General features: G+C 65.3%; 16 protein-coding genes. 6 read left to right on the top strand and 10 right to left on the bottom strand.

All coding sequences use genetic code 11. The features are described from left to right. Positions 1-24: 24 nt before the first annotated feature. From mraY to ACX4ZE_RS01945, 9 genes are all read right to left on the bottom strand, one after another. The gene (gene mraY / locus ACX4ZE_RS01985) at positions 25-1,101 is read right to left on the bottom strand and encodes a phospho-N-acetylmuramoyl-pentapeptide-transferase (RefSeq protein WP_480271498.1); all 1,077 of its coding nucleotides are present in this window, start codon (positions 1,099-1,101) and stop codon (positions 25-27) included. Further along, positions 1,098-2,663 (bottom strand): UDP-N-acetylmuramoyl-tripeptide--D-alanyl-D-alanine ligase, encoded by a 1,566-nt coding sequence (locus tag ACX4ZE_RS01980; protein WP_480271497.1) that lies wholly within the window; start codon positions 2,661-2,663, stop codon positions 1,098-1,100. Before ACX4ZE_RS01980 ends, mraY begins: the two co-directional genes overlap by 4 nt. Further along, complete coding sequence (locus ACX4ZE_RS01975) at positions 2,660-4,156, bottom strand: UDP-N-acetylmuramoyl-L-alanyl-D-glutamate--2,6-diaminopimelate ligase (RefSeq protein WP_480271651.1); 1,497 nt, start codon at positions 4,154-4,156, stop codon at positions 2,660-2,662. The genes ACX4ZE_RS01980 and ACX4ZE_RS01975 overlap by 4 nt, the downstream gene beginning before the upstream one ends. A gap of 406 nt (positions 4,157-4,562) precedes the next feature. Continuing rightward, positions 4,563-6,416, bottom strand: coding sequence for a peptidoglycan D,D-transpeptidase FtsI family protein (locus tag ACX4ZE_RS01970; RefSeq protein WP_480271496.1), 1,854 nt, complete (start codon positions 6,414-6,416; stop codon positions 4,563-4,565). Positions 6,417-6,451: 35 nt separating this feature from the next. Next, entirely contained in the window at positions 6,452-7,216 is a 765-nt protein-coding gene (ftsL, locus tag ACX4ZE_RS01965) for a cell division protein FtsL (RefSeq protein WP_480271495.1), read from the bottom strand. Positions 7,217-7,415: 199 nt separating this feature from the next. Then, positions 7,416-8,390 (bottom strand): 16S rRNA (cytosine(1402)-N(4))-methyltransferase RsmH, encoded by a 975-nt coding sequence (gene rsmH / locus ACX4ZE_RS01960; protein WP_480271494.1) that lies wholly within the window; start codon positions 8,388-8,390, stop codon positions 7,416-7,418. Positions 8,391-8,592: 202 nt separating this feature from the next. Next, a complete protein-coding gene (gene mraZ / locus ACX4ZE_RS01955; RefSeq protein WP_480271493.1) occupies positions 8,593-9,024 on the bottom strand; it encodes a division/cell wall cluster transcriptional repressor MraZ in 432 nt (143 codons plus the stop codon). 410 nt (positions 9,025-9,434) lie between these two features. Next, positions 9,435-9,851, bottom strand: coding sequence for a DUF3040 domain-containing protein (locus ACX4ZE_RS01950; protein ID WP_480271492.1), 417 nt, complete (start codon positions 9,849-9,851; stop codon positions 9,435-9,437). 125 nt (positions 9,852-9,976) lie between these two features. Next, a complete protein-coding gene (locus ACX4ZE_RS01945; RefSeq protein WP_480271491.1) occupies positions 9,977-10,417 on the bottom strand; it encodes an SAV_6107 family HEPN domain-containing protein in 441 nt (146 codons plus the stop codon). 173 nt (positions 10,418-10,590) lie between these two features. On the opposite strand from ACX4ZE_RS01945, the gene ACX4ZE_RS01940 reads away from it, so the two are divergent. From ACX4ZE_RS01940 to ACX4ZE_RS01920, 5 genes are all read left to right on the top strand, one after another. Then, positions 10,591-11,202: a GNAT family N-acetyltransferase gene (locus ACX4ZE_RS01940; RefSeq protein WP_480271490.1), complete on the top strand. Its 612-nt coding sequence runs from the start codon at positions 10,591-10,593 to the stop codon at positions 11,200-11,202. Positions 11,203-11,209: 7 nt separating this feature from the next. Beyond that, complete coding sequence (locus ACX4ZE_RS01935) at positions 11,210-12,763, top strand: phytoene desaturase family protein (RefSeq protein ID WP_480271489.1); 1,554 nt, start codon at positions 11,210-11,212, stop codon at positions 12,761-12,763. Further along, a complete protein-coding gene (locus ACX4ZE_RS01930; RefSeq protein ID WP_480271488.1) occupies positions 12,760-13,641 on the top strand; it encodes a carotenoid biosynthesis protein in 882 nt (293 codons plus the stop codon). The genes ACX4ZE_RS01935 and ACX4ZE_RS01930 overlap by 4 nt, the downstream gene beginning before the upstream one ends. A gap of 107 nt (positions 13,642-13,748) precedes the next feature. After that, the gene (locus ACX4ZE_RS01925) at positions 13,749-14,492 is read left to right on the top strand and encodes an LppM family (lipo)protein (RefSeq protein ID WP_480271487.1); all 744 of its coding nucleotides are present in this window, start codon (positions 13,749-13,751) and stop codon (positions 14,490-14,492) included. 35 nt (positions 14,493-14,527) lie between these two features. Then, positions 14,528-15,694: a glycosyltransferase family 2 protein gene (locus tag ACX4ZE_RS01920; RefSeq protein ID WP_480271486.1), complete on the top strand. Its 1,167-nt coding sequence runs from the start codon at positions 14,528-14,530 to the stop codon at positions 15,692-15,694. Between the two features lie 184 nt (positions 15,695-15,878). On the opposite strand, the gene ACX4ZE_RS01915 is transcribed toward ACX4ZE_RS01920, so the two are convergent. After that, the gene (locus tag ACX4ZE_RS01915; protein WP_480271485.1) at positions 15,879-16,877 is read right to left on the bottom strand and encodes a methylenetetrahydrofolate reductase; all 999 of its coding nucleotides are present in this window, start codon (positions 16,875-16,877) and stop codon (positions 15,879-15,881) included. 180 nt (positions 16,878-17,057) lie between these two features. Here ACX4ZE_RS01915 and ACX4ZE_RS01910 point away from each other — a divergent pair, with 180 nt between their 5' ends. Beyond that, positions 17,058-18,179 (top strand): polyprenyl synthetase family protein, encoded by a 1,122-nt coding sequence (locus tag ACX4ZE_RS01910; protein WP_480271650.1) that lies wholly within the window; start codon positions 17,058-17,060, stop codon positions 18,177-18,179. The last annotated feature ends 51 nt before the right edge of the window (positions 18,180-18,230 follow it).

Here is an 18,230-nt window from a genome sequence, read left to right as displayed (position 1 = left end):
GAGGAGAATGTTCGACCATCTCGTTCACCCGACCGCAGAAAGGTATTCGCTGTAGAACAGTCCGAGCCCGACAGCGGAGGCTATCGCGGCCAGTAACCAGAATCTGATGATCACCGTCGTCTCGGCCCATTTACTGAGTTCGAAGTGATGATGGAACGGAGCCATCTTGAACAATCGATTGCGCGTCGTGCGGAAGACCGCGACCTGCAACACCACCGATGCCGTTTCGGCGACGAACAGCGCACCGATGACTATCATCAGCAGCTCGGTACGAGTGGTGATGGACAGACCGGCCAGCAAGCCGCCCAGAGCCAACGAACCGGTGTCACCCATGAAGATCTTGGCCGGAGCCGCGTTCCACCACAGGAATCCCACGCACGCCGCCGCGCCCGCGGCACAGACAAGGGCGAGATCCAGCGGATCGCGCACGTTGTAACAACCAGCCTCTGGCTTGGTCTCGCAGGCGTGATAGTACTGCCAGAAAGTGATGATCACGTACCCACCCAAGACCAGGCTCATCGATCCGGCGGCCAGTCCGTCCAATCCGTCCGTGAGGTTCACCGCATTGGACCACGCGACGACCACAAAGCACACGAACACCAGGAAGACGACCACACCCATGGTCACCGTGCTGATGTCGCGCACATAGGACAGATGTCTGCTGGCAGGAGTCAGCCCGCTCGCCCCGTTGAATTGCAGCGCGAGTATGCCGAAGACCACAGCCGCGGACAACTGACCAAGGTATTTACCCGCCGCGGTCAAACCAAGGTTGCGCTGCTTACGAATTTTGATGAAGTCGTCGATGAAACCCACCGTGCCGAGCGCCGTGGCCAGGCCGAGTACCAGCAACGCCGATGCCGTCGGCCCTTCAGCGTTATAGCCGATACCGATCAGATGGGATCCCAGATAGCCTGCCCACATCCCGACCAGAATGGCGACGCCGCCCATGGTCGGAGTGCCGCGCTTGGCCTGATGACTGGCCGGCCCGTCGACCCTGATCTCTTGGCCGAAGCCTTGTTTGGCGAACAGCCTGATCAACAGCGGGGTGAGCAGGATCGAGACCGTCAGCGCAATCGCTGCGGAGAAGAGAATCTGTCTCATCCTGCTGCCTCCGTGCCGTGCCCCGCCCCACCGCCCGTACCGTGCCCCGCCCCACCGCCTGTCGTGCCTACACTGCGTACAGCCACGGCGCCCGGATCGGTCAGATGCTCGGCGACCTCCCACAGGCCGACCGACTTGGATGCTTTGACCAGCACGACGTCACCCGCTACGACTTCCTCGTCCAACAGGGCGATCGCCGCCTCGATATCCGGAACGAGGACCGATTCCTCACCCCACGACCCTTCCAGCACGGCTCCCTGATGCAACGCCCTGGATGGCCTTCCGGTACCGACGACGACAACTCTGCTGACATCCAGCCGTACAGCGAGCCTGCCGATCGCATCGTGCTCCAGTACGGATTGCTCTCCGAGCTCGCCCATCTCGCCGAGCACCGCCCAGCTGCGTCGCCGAGTCCGGCCTGCGCACGCCATGCTCGCCAGCGCCTTGAGTGCGGCGCGGACCGAGTCTGGATTGGCGTTGTAGGAATCGTTGACGACCGTGATCCCGTCGGCGGTGGTCCGCACATCCATTCGGCGCACCGATGCGGCGTGCGCACCGGACAGTGCGGCTGTCACATCGTGCAGACCCGCACCGCATTCGAGCGCGACCGCGATCGCCGACAGCGCATTGCCGACATGGTGCTCGCCGTGCACGGCCAACCGAACCGGTGCGCTGCCTACTGGAGTGTGCACAGTGAACGCGGCCCTGGCCTGGTCGTCGAGTCGTATCTCGGTGGCGCGGATATCGGCGGTCTCGGCCTGCCCGACCAGCACTACCCGCGCCGAAGTGCGTGCGGCCATCGCGGCGACCTTGGGATCATCGGCGTTGAGCACGGCGAGTCCCGTAGAAGGCAGCGCCTCGACCAATTCGCCCTTGGTCTTCGCGATGGCCTCGCGGCTGCCGAACTTACCGAGGTGCGCCGTGCCGACATTGAGCACAACACCGATACGCGGCGGCGCCACTTCGGCCAGCGCGGCGATATGCCCCGGCCCCCGAGCGGACAACTCGAGCACTAGGAATCGAGTGTCCACATCAGCGCGTAATGCGGTCCACGGGTGACCGAGCTCATTGTTGAACGATCCGGGCGGGGCGACTACTGAGCCCAACGGAGTCAATACAGCGGCCAACAGATCCTTGGTCGAGGTCTTGCCAGAAGAGCCGGTGACGCCAACAACAGTGAGCCCGCTCTCGGCGATCAAACGCGCGATGACAGTGCGCGCCAGCATGGCCAAGGCAGCGAGCACAGCCGCACCGGAACCATCCGGATCATTGGCCAGGGCAACCGAACTCGCCGACACAGCACCGGGAGTAGGCGCGACGACAATGGCGGGCACCCCGACCGGCCGTGCCGCCAGCACCGCGACCGCGCCTGCTGTGATCGCCGCGCCCGCGTAGTCATGGCCGTCGGAACTGCCGCCGGGCAGCGCCAAGAACAGATCACCGAAACCGATACGACGCGAATCGAATTCGACCGCGCCGGTCACTCGCACCTCTGGGTCCGCGATATCGTGCAGCGTACCGCCGACGGCATCGGCGATCTCCCGCAATGTCATCTCGATCATGAAACCGTCAAGTCCTCCGCGTGGTTACCTTGCGGACTCAGTCTCTCCAATGCGTCCGCGAGTACCTCGCGGTCATCGAACGGGTACTTCACGCCCTGGATCTCCTGCCCTATCTCATGTCCTTTGCCCGCGATCAGCACCACATCTCCGGGGCGCGCCCACGCCACCGCGGCCGCGATCGCCTCCGCCCTGTCGCCGATCTCGCACACCACACCGCGTTCGACCTCGGACACTTCCAGCGTGCCTGAACGTATGGCGGCGCGAATGGCCACCGGGTCCTCGCTGCGCGGATTGTCGTCGGTAATGATCAGCAAATCGGCGCCGCGCGCGCCCACTGCGCCCATCAACGGTCGCTTGCCTGTATCACGATCGCCGCCCGCACCGACCACCACCACGAGCCGTCCCCCGGTATCCGCCTCCAGATGGCTACGCAGCGTGGCGATCACGGACTCCAACGCCGCAGGCTTGTGCGCGTAGTCGACCATCGCCAGAAAGCTCTGACCGCGCTCTACCCGCTGCATCCTGCCCGGCACGTCCACAGTTGCCAGCGCGGGCGCGGCGACCGAGGGCTCGACTCCCGCCTCGGCGCACACAGCGACGGCGAGCAGACCATTGGTGACGTTGTAACGGCCGGGAAGTCGCAGCCGCACCGCGACCTCCCCTTGTGGCCCGGATACGGTGAAGTCCTGTTCACCGCTGGGCGCCGAAAACTCGCCTGTGGTAGTCCAGACGGCGTCCCGAGTGGTCGATACAGTGGTAGGGCTCGACAACCCGGCAGCCAGTCGCCGCCCCCACTCATCATCCACGCATACTACGGCGGTACGCGCCGCCACCGGTGAATCCGGCTCGAACAGCTTACGTTTGGCGGCGAAATAATCATCGAAGTCAGCGTGGAAATCCAGATGGTCCTGGGACAGATTGGTGAACGCTCCTACCGCGAATCGCACCCCGTCCACTCGGCCCAGCGTCAGCGCGTGGCTGGATACCTCCATCACCACCGCGTCCACCCCCTGCTCGACCATGAGAGCGAACATCGCGTGCAACTGCGGCGCCTCCGGGGTGGTCAACGCACTCGGCACCCGCCTGCCACCGACTCTCGTCTCGATAGTGCCGATCAGCGCGGTGGACAGCCCCGCAGCGGCCAGACCAGCCTCTACCAGATAAGAGGTTGTCGTCTTGCCCGAGGTTCCGGTGATCCCGACAATACGCAACCGGTCGGATGGGTTGCCGTAGATCGTTGCCGACAGCTCACCGAGCACTGCCCTCGGATGCTCCAGCACCAACACCGGCACCTCCAGGCGACCGGCCAACTCCGCGCCCGCCGCATCGGTCACTATCGCGACCGCGCCACGGGCCAGCGCGTCCCGCACGAAACGCGCGCCATGTGCGCGAGCCCCTGGCAACGCGGCGAACATGTCGCCGGGCAAGACAGCATGTGAGCGCTGTTCGATGCCGGTGACCGACACATCACGCATCACCGATTTCGGGCTCATCGCAGTGTCCGGGCCCACCACAGCCCCGATACAAGCAGCCAGCGACGCCAGCGGTGTCGCCTGCACATGCACAGGCCGCAGCACGCGCGGTTGACCGGACTGCACAGGAACCAGGCTCCTTTCGGGAATCGATCGACGTGTCAGATTACCGTCGTCCGATCACGACGGGGCCACGCGGCCCCATTGCACAGTCGCCGACGACGCCTACCGCACCCTATGACTTCGCCTTTGTTACCCGTAACATCCCACGCGGAGGGCGGAAGCCACGAAACGAGACTGCGGCAGCCAGCACGCACCGCCGTGTGCCGCCGCTTCTCGAATGCCACCTCCACCTGCAATTTCCTCCATATAGTGCCGATGCCTTCCGCATGCCTCACACGCCGATCGTGCAGAGGCGGCGCACCGATCACCCCGCTTGCAGCACGAATCGTTCGGGCGGCTGCGTCGAGGGTGGGATGCGATCACGCTGCAGCGCCCACGAAGCGATGTTGTGGAATAGCGGAGCCGCCGAACCACCACCGCTGCCGTCGGAGCTACGCACGGGTGCGTCGAGCATGAGCCCGATCACGTAACGTGGGTTGTCCGCAGGGACCATGCCCGCGAAAGTGATCCAGAACGACGACGTGGAATAGCACCGGCAATCGGGGTCCACCTTCTGCGCGGTTCCGGTCTTGCCCGCCACCCGATAGCCCTCGACAGCCGCAGGCCAACCGGTACCGTTCTGATTCGCATTCATCGGGTCGCGTTGTACAACTGCTTGGAACATAGTCCGCACGGTGGCCGCGGTCTGCGGACTTACCACCCGTACCCCATCGGGCTGAGTCCTCTCGGTCTTGGTACCGTCCGGCGCGATCACCGCCCGGATGATCCGGGGTGGGATACGGACACCGTCATTGGCGATGGCCTGGTACATGGCGGTCATCTGTAGCGTGGTCACCGAAAGCCCCTGCCCGATGGGCAGGTTCGCGAATGTGCCACCGGACCACTGCGCCTGGTCCGGCATCAGCCCTGAACTCTCTCCCGGCAGACCGATCCCGGTGCGCTGGCCGAGCCCGAACCGGTGCGCCATATCGGCGAAACGATCCTCGCCTATCCGCTGGGCGAGCATGAGCGTGCCCACATTCGACGAACGGCCGAAAATTCCTGTGGTGGTGTACGGCTCGACATCATGCGACCATGCGTCGTGCACTGTGACACCCGCCATCCGGATAGCGCCGGGCACCTGATGCACCTCGTCGGGACTAGTGACACCGTATTCGATAGCTGCGGCCGCAGTGATGATCTTGTTTACCGAACCAGGTTCGAACGTGTCCATGACCGATGGATTGCTCAGGTTGGCGTCGGCCCACCTCTGCGGTCCCAGCGCCGGATTGAAGGTGTTGTCGTTGGCCATGGCGAGAACTTGCCCGGTCTTGGCATCCAGGACAACCGCCGAAGCGGCACCCGCACCGGAGAGATCTTTGGCCTGCTGCAGCTGTTGCTGCACGTAGTACTGCAGATCCGAATCCAAGGTCAGCTCGACCGCCGACCCATCGACCGCAGGCTGCTCGTCGCGCCAGCTGCCCGGGATGACCGTACCGTCGGAGCCACGATCGTAGGTGTAAGACCCATCGGTTCCGGCCAGTATCGAGTCCAGGGAGGATTCCAGCCCGATTTGTCCGTGACCGTCCCACCCGGTGGCACCGACGACGTTCGCTGCCAAGGAACCACCGGGATACACCCGAATGCTTTGCTGCTCTGAGCCGACCTGGGGGAACTGCTTGGTGATCTCACCCGCGACCTGCGGATCCACATTGCGGGCCAAATACACGAACAGGTCGTCACTACGCAGCTTCGTCAGCAGATCCGCTTCCGAGGGGGCGGCCTTGCCCAGCTTCTGGTGAACAGTGCGGGCGATGTCGTGCAACCGTTCGTCCGGATCGGGCGCCGTGTCACTGGCAGCCTTGGCCGCTGCCAGCTCCCGGCGAACCCGGACCGGTTGAAAAGTCAAGGCTTTGGCGGAGATGGTGAAGGCCAGCGATCTGCCGTTGCGGTCGGTGATCGGTCCGCGGACCGCCGGGTCGGCCTGGTGGGTGGTGCGTTGACTGGCAGACTGTGCTGACAGTCCAGGGGCCGCGATGCTCTGCACCCACAGCAACTGCAACGCGACAACAGCGAGTGCGGCCAACATCACCACTCGTCCGACACCGAGGCGCAACCGCAATGGCGCGGGCGGGGCGGCTCGACGCGGTCTGCCCACACCGCGGGACGCAGACGACATGCGCCGTCGGCGCCGTGCTGGCCGGCGGGGATAGGTCACCGGGGACCTCCATCAGGGACAGCCGATACCTGGTGCGATGCGCCCGTTCCTGTTCTTGGCGCCGTCGCTTCGACAGGCTTCCCCTGGAGCGCACCGACCGCAGGAGGCACCGGAACAGCGCTCGTCGGCACAACGGTCATACGAGCGTCGTCACGCGCCGCGGGAGCCGGCTGATCCCGTGGCGGTGCGCCGGGCGTTGGCTGAGCCGGAAGCACCCGCTCACCCCTGGCCTCGACGTTGCCGGTCCGGGGAGCCGGAGAAGTATTCAACGGCGGCACCGGCGTACCCTGCGCGGGCTTCGGCGTGCCGATCACCGTGACCGCGCCATCCGGACCGATCACCAAACGAGCCGGATCCTCGGCCGGAATCATACCGAGTTCCCGTGCTCGCGCGGCCAACTCCGGCGCGGAGTCGGCGGCTTCCACCTCACGCTGCAACGCGGCACGTTCGTCGGCCAACCGCTGGTTGGTTGCCCGCACGTCGCTGAGCTGATAGCTGTCCTCGGTGGCCCGGGTGGTCAGCACAAGAGTAAGCGCGAGCCCACAACCGAGCAGCGCGATAACGGCAGCGACGAAGGGGACGCGCGTGGCTGTAGCCGAGCGCCGCACAGTAGGTAGCAGCGCGGTGTCCGAACGATTCTCAGCACGCACCCGACGCCGCGTGTAGGCACGTTGCGCCGCACCGGATTTCACTCGCTCGGCATCCTTTACCCGCCGGGCGACCCGGTCCGGCGCCTCGACAGCTCGTGTCCGCATGCTCATCGGTTCCCCTCCTCTGCCCTCGCGAGACGCCGGGACAACGCAGCATGATGCCGCGCACTCCGGCCTCGTGTGCCCATGCGGGACACCCGCACCCGATCGGCGCGACAAGGCGCTGCGCCATGATTCCTCACCGCGCCTACAGTGCCCATGCGGGACACCCGCACCCGATCGGCGCGACAAGGCGCTGCGCCATGATTCCTCACCGCGCCTCCTGGATACGCTCTGCCGCGCGCATTCTTACCGGTGCCGCGCGCGGGTTTTCCCTGATCTCCTGCTCTGTCGCCTTCTCTGCGCCGCGAGTCAGCATCCTGAACTCCGGCCCCATACCGGGTAGTTCGACCGGAAGGCCCACCGGCGTTCTGGATGTCGTGTGCACGGAGAGCTCCTGCTTGACCACCTTGTCTTCTAGCGATTGATAAGACATGACAACGATGCGGCCACCTGCGCCCAGTGCGGCGAGCGCGGCAGGCATCGCGGCGCGTAGCGACTCCAGTTCCCGGTTGACCTCCACCCGCAGCGCCTGAAAGGTGCGTTTGGCCGGATGCCCGCCAGTACGGCGAGCGGCCGCGGGGATCGTGGCGTAGAGCAGCTCCACCAGCTCGGCACTGGTACTGAACTGCTTACTCCGGCGCCGCCGAAGTACTTCGGCAGCGATCCGGCTCGCGAAGCGTTCTTCCCCATAGGTTTTCAGCACACGGGCCAGATCGCCGTGACTGTAGGTGTTGAGCACATCGGCAGCGGTGGGCCCACCACTCGAATCCATCCGCATGTCGAGTGGGGCGTCGACGGCGTAGGCGAAGCCACGTTCGGCCTCATCCAACTGCATCGATGAGACACCGAGGTCCATCAGAATCGCCGCGACCGAGCCGGTGGCGGAAAGCCCTGCTTCGAGCAATGCGTCGGCGATCCCGTCATAGCGAGTGTGTACCAGCGTGATTCGGTCTGCAAACGGCGCCAGCCGCGCACTGGCCAGCTGCAATGCGGTGGTATCCCGGTCCAGACCGATCAGCCGGAGGCCGGGATAGGTGCGCAGGAAATGCTCGGCGTGACCACCGAGACCGAGAGTCGCGTCGACATAGACCGCGCTCGGCTCGGCCAAAACCGGTCCCAGCAGCGCATCCGATCGCTCGAGCAGAACCGGAACATGGCGGGGGCCGCGCTGTTCACGGTTCACCTCGGCCTCCCGGAGTCTTGCCTCGCCTTGTCCCGCACCACGACCAAATCGCCTGGATAGGCGGTGCTGCCTTGATACACAGTGCTTTTGCTACGGATACGAATGCCCCGTGGTCTCTGACCGAACTTCGGCGCCTGGCGTCGGGGAAGTACGTCAGGGTCCGCGCCCGGGCAGAGACCGCGCGGCACTCGTTCGCTCGCGGCTAGAAGATCCCGCCCAGCGACTCGTCTCTTGCTTGCGAGAAGTCCTCCTCGTGCTCGGCGAGGTAGGACTCCCACGCCTGCTTATCCCATATCTCCAGGAAGTCGACCGAACCGATCACCACACAATCCCGTTTCAGATCGGCGTAGCGACGATGTTCGGCCGACAACATGATCCGGCCCTGCGCGTCTGGACGCTGCTCGTCCGTTCCGGCTGCGAGCGCCCGGACGAACGCGCGGGCCTGCGGATTGTTTCGAGACGCGGCGGCGGCACGCCGGGCAAGCGCGATGAACTCTTCTTTCGGATACACGGCAAGGCTGTGGTCCTGACTCTTCGTGACCATCAACCCTCCCGCCAGATCGTCTCGAAACTTCGCAGGCAACGTGAGTCGCCCCTTGTCATCCAAGCGAGGCGTGTAGGTACCGAGAAACATCTCGATACCTCCCTAGTCGATCACCTCGATGGTCGGCCTTTCGGTACTGCGCGCCCCACATTACCCCACTTTCCCCCACTTTCAATCGAAACAAGCAGTGATCCGACTCCTGGCTCAATCGATTCCGCAGCTCAGCACAGCTATCACTGTGGTGGGGGACTTTCGCGAGTTCTGCCGACACGCGTCGTGTCTTCAATCTAGTACCCGAAAATACTCAGCAAATGCCCTGGTACAGCTCATGCGCACCCGTGAAGAACACTTGCGGGGAAGGGCGTGGGAGAAGGTGGGGAAACAAGAATTCCGCCGGAGCTCATCCGCGACGCCAGTGAGCACACCGACAGACTGCGACGCCGCACCCTCTACGGTGCGGCGTCGCAGTCTGTGCTGAGGTTACCGATCGCCTGGGTTGGCTACTCCTGTTCGAACCGTCTCCGGAAGCGGTCCTCCATGCGCTCGGAGAAGCCGCCGGACTTTCGTTGACGGCCCGCATGGCCGCCCGAGCCTCCGGAGGAAGCATCCCCACCGGATCGCTCGTTCTTGGCGGCGCTTCTGGATGCGCCGAGTAGCAACAGAACACCCGCGCCGAACATGACGATGAATCCGATCAGACTGATGATCGGAAAGCCACCAGGCTTCACGGGCGCCGCGATACCTGCGACGAGGAGGGAGAGGCCGAGGACGAACAACGCCGCGGCCTGAAGTCTACGACGACTCGACGTCGTACGAAGCCGTCCACCACGGACGGACGAGGCGAACTTGGGATCCTCAGCATAGAGAGCGCTCTCGATCTGTTCGAGCATGCGCTGCTCGTGCTCGGAGAGTGGCACGGTACCTCCCCCGGCACTAGGACGTGGCTGCCGCCTCCGGGTAGGCGGCAGATAGCCGACCTTGGCGGCTATCCGACACTAATGATACGAGTTCGAACAGGGCCAGACCACCTACTCGCCGATAACTAAGCTGTCATACCTCCGGTACCGCCCGGCGCAGGTCGCAATCGAGCCGATGCCGAGAGGAGATCTTCCACGTCATGGAGGAAGGCGCCGACTCGCGAAAGGAACTCGTCCGCCACATGATTGTCGATGCACCGGTCGAGTCCGGCCTCCAACGCGGCCCTGGTCTCCGAGTGCGCGCTGAAGTAGTCCGCCCACATCACGAACTCGGGCGCGGCGCGCTGCAGGAGCACCCACGCGTTCCGTGATCGCGCCCTCGGCGCGGCATCGGCGGCCGTGAGAGCGATCACCGCCCCCGCACCACGCAGCGCAGCCAGATAGGCGGTACGAAACCGCTCCCGCGGATCTCGTTCCCCCGCCGCTTGCATGAGCAAGCCATCCGCCCGCGCCAACAGCTTGCCGGCCCGGCCGGGCCGCCCCGGATGTTCCACTCGACCAGACATTGCCGTCCCTCCACCATCACGCGCCCTGGCCGGGTCTCTAGGCTGGAGGCGGCGTGCCGCACCGCCTTCCGGCACTGCCCGAACAGAACAGGTATTCGAACGTTTCAATTGAACTCGAATAGTAGAGACACCCCCCGACAAACTCCCGTGTCCGCGCGCAACCGATGAGAGCCATGACCGCTGTCAAGCCCAATCACATTCCCGCACCCGCCATTGTCGACCTCTCCGTGGCGGCTCTGCGCTCCCGGCTGCCCGACGCGCTGGCGGTATACGTGGCGGCCATGGACTATCCGCGTGGCACCGAACGTCATCGCGCGCCGATGTGGACCGAACACATGACCAGACCCGGCTGGCGAGCGGTCGCCGCCGTGTTACCCGATGACTCCGGTCGGATCGATCTCAGGAAGGCACCCATCATGGCAGTCGCCTACGGCTATCGCGGTGCCACCCAGCAGTGGTGGCACCAACAGGTGCACAACGGAATGCGCCGGTCGGGCTGGCCGGAACATTCCGCGCGAGAACTACTCTCGGATTACTTCGAGCTCACCGAACTCCATGTGCATCCAACCGCTCAAGGCCATGGCATCGGCGCCACCCTGCTGGAACGGTTGCTACGAGATCGGGCCGAGCAGACCGTACTGCTGTCCACCCCCGAGGTCGTCGGTGAGAACAATCGCGCTTGGCGGCTGTACCGCAGGCAGGGATTCACCGATGTGATCCGTAACTTCGTGTTCGCGGGCGACACCAGGCCGTTCGCGATCCTCGGTCGGCGGCTGCCGTTGTGAGAGTCCCATGACAGCGGTTGTAGTCGGCTCCGGCCACAACGGCCTGATCGCCGCGTGTTACCTCGCCCGCGCCGGGCACTCGGTCGAAGTGCTCGAATGCGACGATGTACTCGGCGGCGCGGTATCCACGGTCGAACGGTTCCCAGGCCATCAGGTCGATCGTGGCTCGTCGGCACACATCATGATCCGTCATACCGGGATCCCCGAAGATCTGGAACTCGACCGCTTCGGGCTACGCTACATAGATTGCGATCCTTGGGGATTCGCCCCCGCTCACGCAGACCGCCCGGCGATCGTTTTCCACCGTGACCTGGAGTCGACCTGCTCCTCGATCGCCGCGGCCTGTAGCAGCAGGGATGCCACAGCGTATCGCCGGTTCGTCCGGATGTGGGGGCCACGGAGTACCCGCGTCATGCGGGCCTTCGGTATCAGTCCGACGCCAGGCAGGCTGGTGCGGTCGTTCTGGGGCCTGGACGCACCCAACGGCGGCAGCGCGCTGTCTCGGGAGTTCCTGCAATCCGGAGACGCGTTGCTGGACACTTTCTTCGAGGATGAACGCCTGAAAGCGGCACTGGCGTGGTTCGGCGCGCAATCCGGCCCGCCGATGTCGGAACCAGGCACGGCACCGATGGTCGGCTTCGCCGCACTCATGCACACGCTGCCCCCCGGTCGCGCGGTCGGCGGCAGCGGCGCACTGACCGCGGCCCTGGCGGCGCGGCTCCGCGCCGCCAACGGGACAGTGACCACGGGCGACGCGGTATCGGCACTGTTCCGTGACGGCAAGGGCTGGCGAGTCCGCACCGTGTCGGGACGAGAAGTGCGTACCGACATCGTTATCGCGGGCACTCACATACTGACCACGATCGATCTGCTACGTGCGGGTGGATTCGACGGTGCGGTGCTCGACGAGTGGCGGCGGCGCATTCGTGTCGGGCCCGGGATCGGCATGGTGGTACGAGTCGCCACCCGGGAACTGCCCCACTATCCGGGCAGCCCGGCCACACACTCCGCTCACGGGCTGCAATTACTGGTATCCGATCGCGCACAGTTGCGACGCGCGCACGGTGCGGCACTGGCAGGAGAGATACCACCGCGGCCAGTGGTGCTGGCGATGAGCTTCAGCGCGCTGGACCCGACCATCGTGCCGCCCGACGAACATCAGTTGTCGTTGTGGGCTCAATGGCACCCCTATCGACCTGCCGACGGCAGCGACTGGGCTACGCTCGCCCAGCAGGAGAGCGACCGGATCATCGCCGAAGTCGATTCTTATGCGCCTGGTTTCACCGAAACGGTGCTGCACAGGCATGTGCAGACGCCAGTAGATCTGGAGCGTGAGCTCGGGCTTATCGGCGGAAACGTCATGCATGTGGAGATGTCGCTGGACCAGATGATGCTATGGCGCCCCCTGCCGGAACTGTCCGGTCAACGAGTACCTGGCGCGCCAGGACTGTATCTGACCGGCGCGTCCACCCATCCTGGCGGCGGTGTCTGCGGAACGAGCGGCCGCAACGCCGCGAACATAGCACTACGCGACATACGGCGCCGCAGGCTGAGACGATGACAGACCCGGACGACGCGCCGAACACGGCTCTGAACAACGCCGAGTCACCGCGGCCATACCGCGCCCGGACTGCACGTCCCACCTCGCGGGGATCGCGTTCGCCGCGTTTCCTCCTACCACTGGCCCTCGTCGCTGCGGCGGTGGTCGCGCAAATCAGTTATCCCCTCACTACGGGTGCTGCGCGTGACCGCAGTACCGTCACGATCGTGCTGCTGTGCGCTGCTGCTGCACTGGCCAACGCGACTGCTACCAGGGGTATTCGGTATGCCATCGGTTTTCTGGTGCTCGTCTCGGGTATCGGATTGCTGGCGGAGGTGGTCGGCGTCGCGACCGGTGTACCGTTCGGCCGCTACGCATACACCGCCGACCGGCTCGGCCCCACCCTGTTCGATGTGCCGTTGCTCATCGCGCTGGCCTGGGCAGGAGGAATTTATCCTGTGTACATAGTGGCCAGGATAGTGTCGCGACGTACGGTGCCGCGGATCGTGCTGACCGCGACCGGCGCGGTGGGCTGGGATCTGTTCCTGGATCCGCAGATGGTCGCCGACGGGCAGTGGACCTGGTGCGACACCACCTCCGGGCTACCTGGGTTGGAGCAGATTCCATATACGAACTATCTGGGATGGTTCGGCGTCGCTCTCGCGATAGCCGGAGCACTGACGATCTGGGAACACGCGGCACCTGACCGCCTCCCGCCATCGCGACCTGGCGCGATCGCGCTCGCCGTACCGGTCGCACTGTTCCTGTGGACGTGGCTGGGATCGGCACTGGCGCATGCGGTATTCCTCGACCTCCCCTTCTCCGCTTGCTACGGTCTCGCCGGAATGGGGGTGCTCGGCGTCCCGCTACTGCTCAGAGCGGCCCGTACACAGAGATGACCGGCCCGAGGTACTCGGCGCAGCACGCCGACACGTCTCGCGCCCAGCGTTTCCTTGCCTGCCGTGCCACCTGGCACGATATCCCCGTGCAGTCGAGTCCAGTCCCTATGAAGCCCGCCACCCCGGAACGCCCGCCGCAACGGCCCCGACACACCGGAGCACGTGCCACGGCGTCCTTCCTGCTCGCGGCATTACTGGTCCCGATGCTCGCGAGCTGCCTGCGCGTCCAAGTGTCGATGGGCGTCTCGTCCAACGACCGGGTATCGGGCCGGATCGTAGTCGCCGCGGTGCCCGGCGACCCCGGAGACAAAGGCCCTCAGCTCAAAGCACCGGAAGCCATCGCCGCGAAATTACGGATAGAACCGTACACTCGAGATGGATACGTGGGCAGTCAGGTGTTCTTCGACGATCTGACGTTCGGCGAAGTGCAGCAACTCGGGCAGCTGTCCGAACAGACCCAAGGCTTGTTCCAGCTGCAATTCCAACGCACCGGAGATCTGGTCGACTTGAGTGGCCGGATCGATCTGGAATCCGTTCCACCGCACGGCTCCGATGTGCGATTCACCATCGCGTTTCCGGCACACGTCACCAGAACCAACGGCATCCGCGAGGGCGACAACACCGTCTCCTGGAAACTTTCGCCCGGTGATGTTTCCACGGTGCACGCTGAGGTCCGATACGCCGACCCGAACACTCGTTCGTTCGCAGGCTGGGCGGGCATTGTCGGCGGCATCACACTCGCGGTCGCCGCCATCGTCGCCGTTATGGCGTACATGGACCGCAACCCCGCCCCGCCCGGCACCGGATTCTCCCTGATCCGCTGGTGGCGTTGGGTGACACAGAACCGTTGAACACTCGGCCCGCGCACCGGGATAGCGTGGCGCATATGCTGAGTGCCGATCAGCCGAAGCCGTTACCCGCGGGCTCGATCCCGACCGCCTGCGCCGCCACACTGGCGATACTCGGCGCGGGTGTCGCGCTGTACAACCGAATCACCGTGCGGCAGTTGACAGAGACGCCTGCCATGGTGCGCGAGCCGATCACTGTCTGTATCCCGGCGCGTAATGAAGCCGACCGGCTTCCTGATCTGATCGCCGATCTGCGCGCGCAGGTAGGCATACCAGAGCTGTCGGTACGCATTCTCGACGACGGGTCCACCGACGGCACCGCTGTCGCCGCCCGCGCGGCGATCGCAGGTGATCCACGCTTCACCCTATCGCGCACCGAATCCGAACCACCCCAAGGATGGACCGGGAAGGCCGCGGCTTGTGCCTGGTTGGCCGCGACAGTGACAGCGCCGGTGCTGGTCTTCCTGGACGCCGATGTGCGTTTGGCCCCAACCGCACTCGCGGCAGCGGTCGGCATCCTGCGCGAGCGGGGAGCCGCTCTGATCTCGCCGTGGCCGCTGCAGTTGACCGGGTCGGCAGCTGAGGCCGTGGTGCAACCATTGCTGTGTTGGTCATGGGCCTCGACCCTGCCGATCACCGTGGCCGAACGAAGCCCGCGGCCATCGACCGCGGTGGCCTGCGGTCAGTTTCTCGTGTTCGATCTCGCGCGCTATCGCGCGGTGGGTGGCCACGCGGCGGTGGCGGGAAGCCGCACCGAGGACCTCGAACTCGCCCGCATGCTGCGTCGAGCCGGGCATCCCACCACTCTAGTGGCCGCGGGCCCGCTGACCCGCACCAGAATGTACCGCGGTGCGGCCGAGCTGAGCATGGGCTACACCCGTTGGCTCTGGTCGGCTTATGGAGGCACAGTGGCAGGAGGGGCCGCGGTAGGGCTGTTGTCCGCCCTTGTCTATTTGGTGCCGCCCGCGGCCGCCGTCCTCGGTAAGGGCTCGATCCGGCGCATGGGCTCGATCGGCTGGCTCGCCGCGGTAATGAGCAGACTGCTGGCCCGTTCCCTCGAGACCGGCGGGCCACTCGGTCGCGCCGACATTCTCGCCGCCCTCGCCCATCCCCTGTCAGTAGGGGCATATCTGCTGCTGTGGGCGCGTTCGCACCGGGCACGGCGCCGTGGCACAGCGCGCTGGAAGGATCGCACGCTCCCCTGAACTCTTGTGCCGTATCGCCGAGCACAGTATTCCGGCAACACATACAGCAGGGCGTATGGCGGACAGCGACTCCCTGGCGGGCTTCCGATCCCGGCCCACGCAGAGGCAGAGGCATGAAAACTATACGACCACAGCGATTCACGCACCCACCTACAGTGTGCGACCGGACTTCCGACGCACGGGGTCAGGCACTGATCGGCGCACCCATGACACCGTAGCCGAGATTGGCTAGCACCTCGCTGGTCGCCTTGGCGAAGTTGAGGGTGATGAAGTGCAGGCAGGGCGCACCCTCGTCGATCAGCCGCTGCGCGATCTCAGTGGCAATCTCGATACCAGCGGCGCGCACCGCCGCGGCGTTCCCCTCATCATCGCCCGCCGCTGCGCGCAACCGCTCCATGACGGCGGTGGGGAGCGCTCTGCCGGATAATTGTTCGGCACGCTGCACAGTGCGCAGCGAGGTGATCGGCATCAGTTCCGGGATGATCGGCTTGGCGCCTTCGATCGGATCGAACACCGCGATCCGATCGCGCAGACGCAGATAGTGCTCGACGTCGAAAAACATCTGAGTGATCGAGTACTCCGCGCCGGCCCGCAATTTCGCGGCCAGGAACGCGGTGTCGGTCGCCAGGTCCGGTGAACGGTGGTGGCCTTGTGGGAATGAAGCAACACCGACATGGAAGTCGCCGAGATCGCGCACAATGCGCACCAACTCCTCGGCGTAGGAGACTCCGTCGGGGTGCTTGTGCCACTCCCCGAGGGGGTCGTCCGGCGGATCACCACGCAGTACCAGAATGTTGCGGATACCGGAATCGGCGTATGCACCGACCAGTGAGCGCAACTCGGCGACGCTGTGGTCTACCGCGGTCAGATGAGCAACCGGCAACAGCGTCGTCTCCCGTGCGAGTTCACCGGTGACTCGCACGGTGCGGCCACGGGTGGAACCGCCCGCGCCGTAGGTCATCGACACGAACGCCGGATGCATGCGCTCGAATTGCCGCACCGCACGCCACAACCGCGCCTCGGCGGCCTCGTCCCTGGGTGGATTGAACTCCACCGAGAACGGCACCGCATGCCCCGTATGAGCCCGCAAGCTCTGGACAACAGAAGGTGTTCCAGAGACACCCGGAGATGTCCGAGCAGGCCGGGCAGGGTTCGAGCTTCCCCGCGCGTTGTCGAAAGTCACCGATCTAGTTTAGAGGTGTCCGGTGGCGGCACTGCCTGCTCGCTCGGACTCCCGCGTATTCTTCGAAACAGGCGGCGTGTCCGCCGTGCCGATCGGCCCGGACCGTACCCGTTCGGCTGATTGAATCACCCGCAGCGCTCGGGCGCTCTTCGACCCCGTGCGTCCATTGTCCGCACGACCCTGGAGGCCTCCCTGTCCGCCAGAACTCCACACACTGCCGTGCCGCAGCCGGGCACCTCTGCCTTCGGCATCGCCGTAGAAGATGTCTTGACCAGTTTCTTCAGCACCCGTCGCGCGACTGTCGAACGACTCGGTCCGGTCTTCATCGAGGCCGTAGACGTGCTGGAGCAGTTCGTGTTGCGTGGCGGAAAGCGCACCAGGCCCGCGTTCGCGTGGATCGGCTGGCTCGGCGCGGGTGGCGATGCGCACGGACCAGAGGCCGACGCGGTACTCACCGCCTGCGTGGCCCTGGAACTGGTCCAGACCTGCGCGCTGATCCACGACGACATCATCGACTCTTCTCATACCCGCCGTCGTTTCCCCACTGTGCATGTGGATTTCACACAGCGCCACCGCGAGCGCGGGTGGGCAGGCGATGCCGCGCACTTTGGTACCAGCGTGGCCATCATGATCGGCGATCTGGCGATGACCTGGGCAGATGACATGGTGCATGCGGCCGGTCTGACGCACGCGGCACTCAGCAGATTCGCGCCGGTATGGGCCGCCATGCGCACCGAGGTACTCGGCGGCCAGCTGCTCGACATCACCGGCGAGGCGGATGCCGACGAATCGATCGAGACCGCGTTACGGATCAATCGGTACAAAACCGCTGCCTACACCGTCGAACGCCCACTAGAACTGGGCGCAGCCCTCGCCGCGGCCGACCAGGGGCTGATCGAGGCGTACCGGACGTTCGGCACCGCGATCGGCATCGCATTCCAACTGCGAGACGATCTACTCGGGGTCTTCGGCGACCCGGCGGTGACCGGTAAGCCCTCGGGCGACGACCTACGCGAAGGCAAGCGCACCGTACTGCTGGCCGAGGCACTGCGCCGTGCGGACGCCACCGCCCCCGCCGCGGCCACGCTGCTACGCAGCGGGATCGGCACCGAATTGACCGCGGACGCGGTACAACGACTGCGCGCGCTACTCATCGAACTCGGCGCAGTCGACGCGGTCGAGCACAGAATCGCCGAGCTCACCGACCGGGGGCTTGCCGCCATCAAGGGCAGCTCGGCGACTCCGGTAGCGAAAGAACGACTACACGCCATGGCGCTGGCCGCGACCGAGCGCACCGCGTGAACCGCTCGACGACGCACAATCCTGCGCACGTCCGGGCGAGAATGGAGAACG

It is taken from the genome of Nocardia sp. TBRC8007, from assembly GCF_056629435.1.
This window is presented reverse-complemented; position numbering and strand designations above follow the sequence as displayed.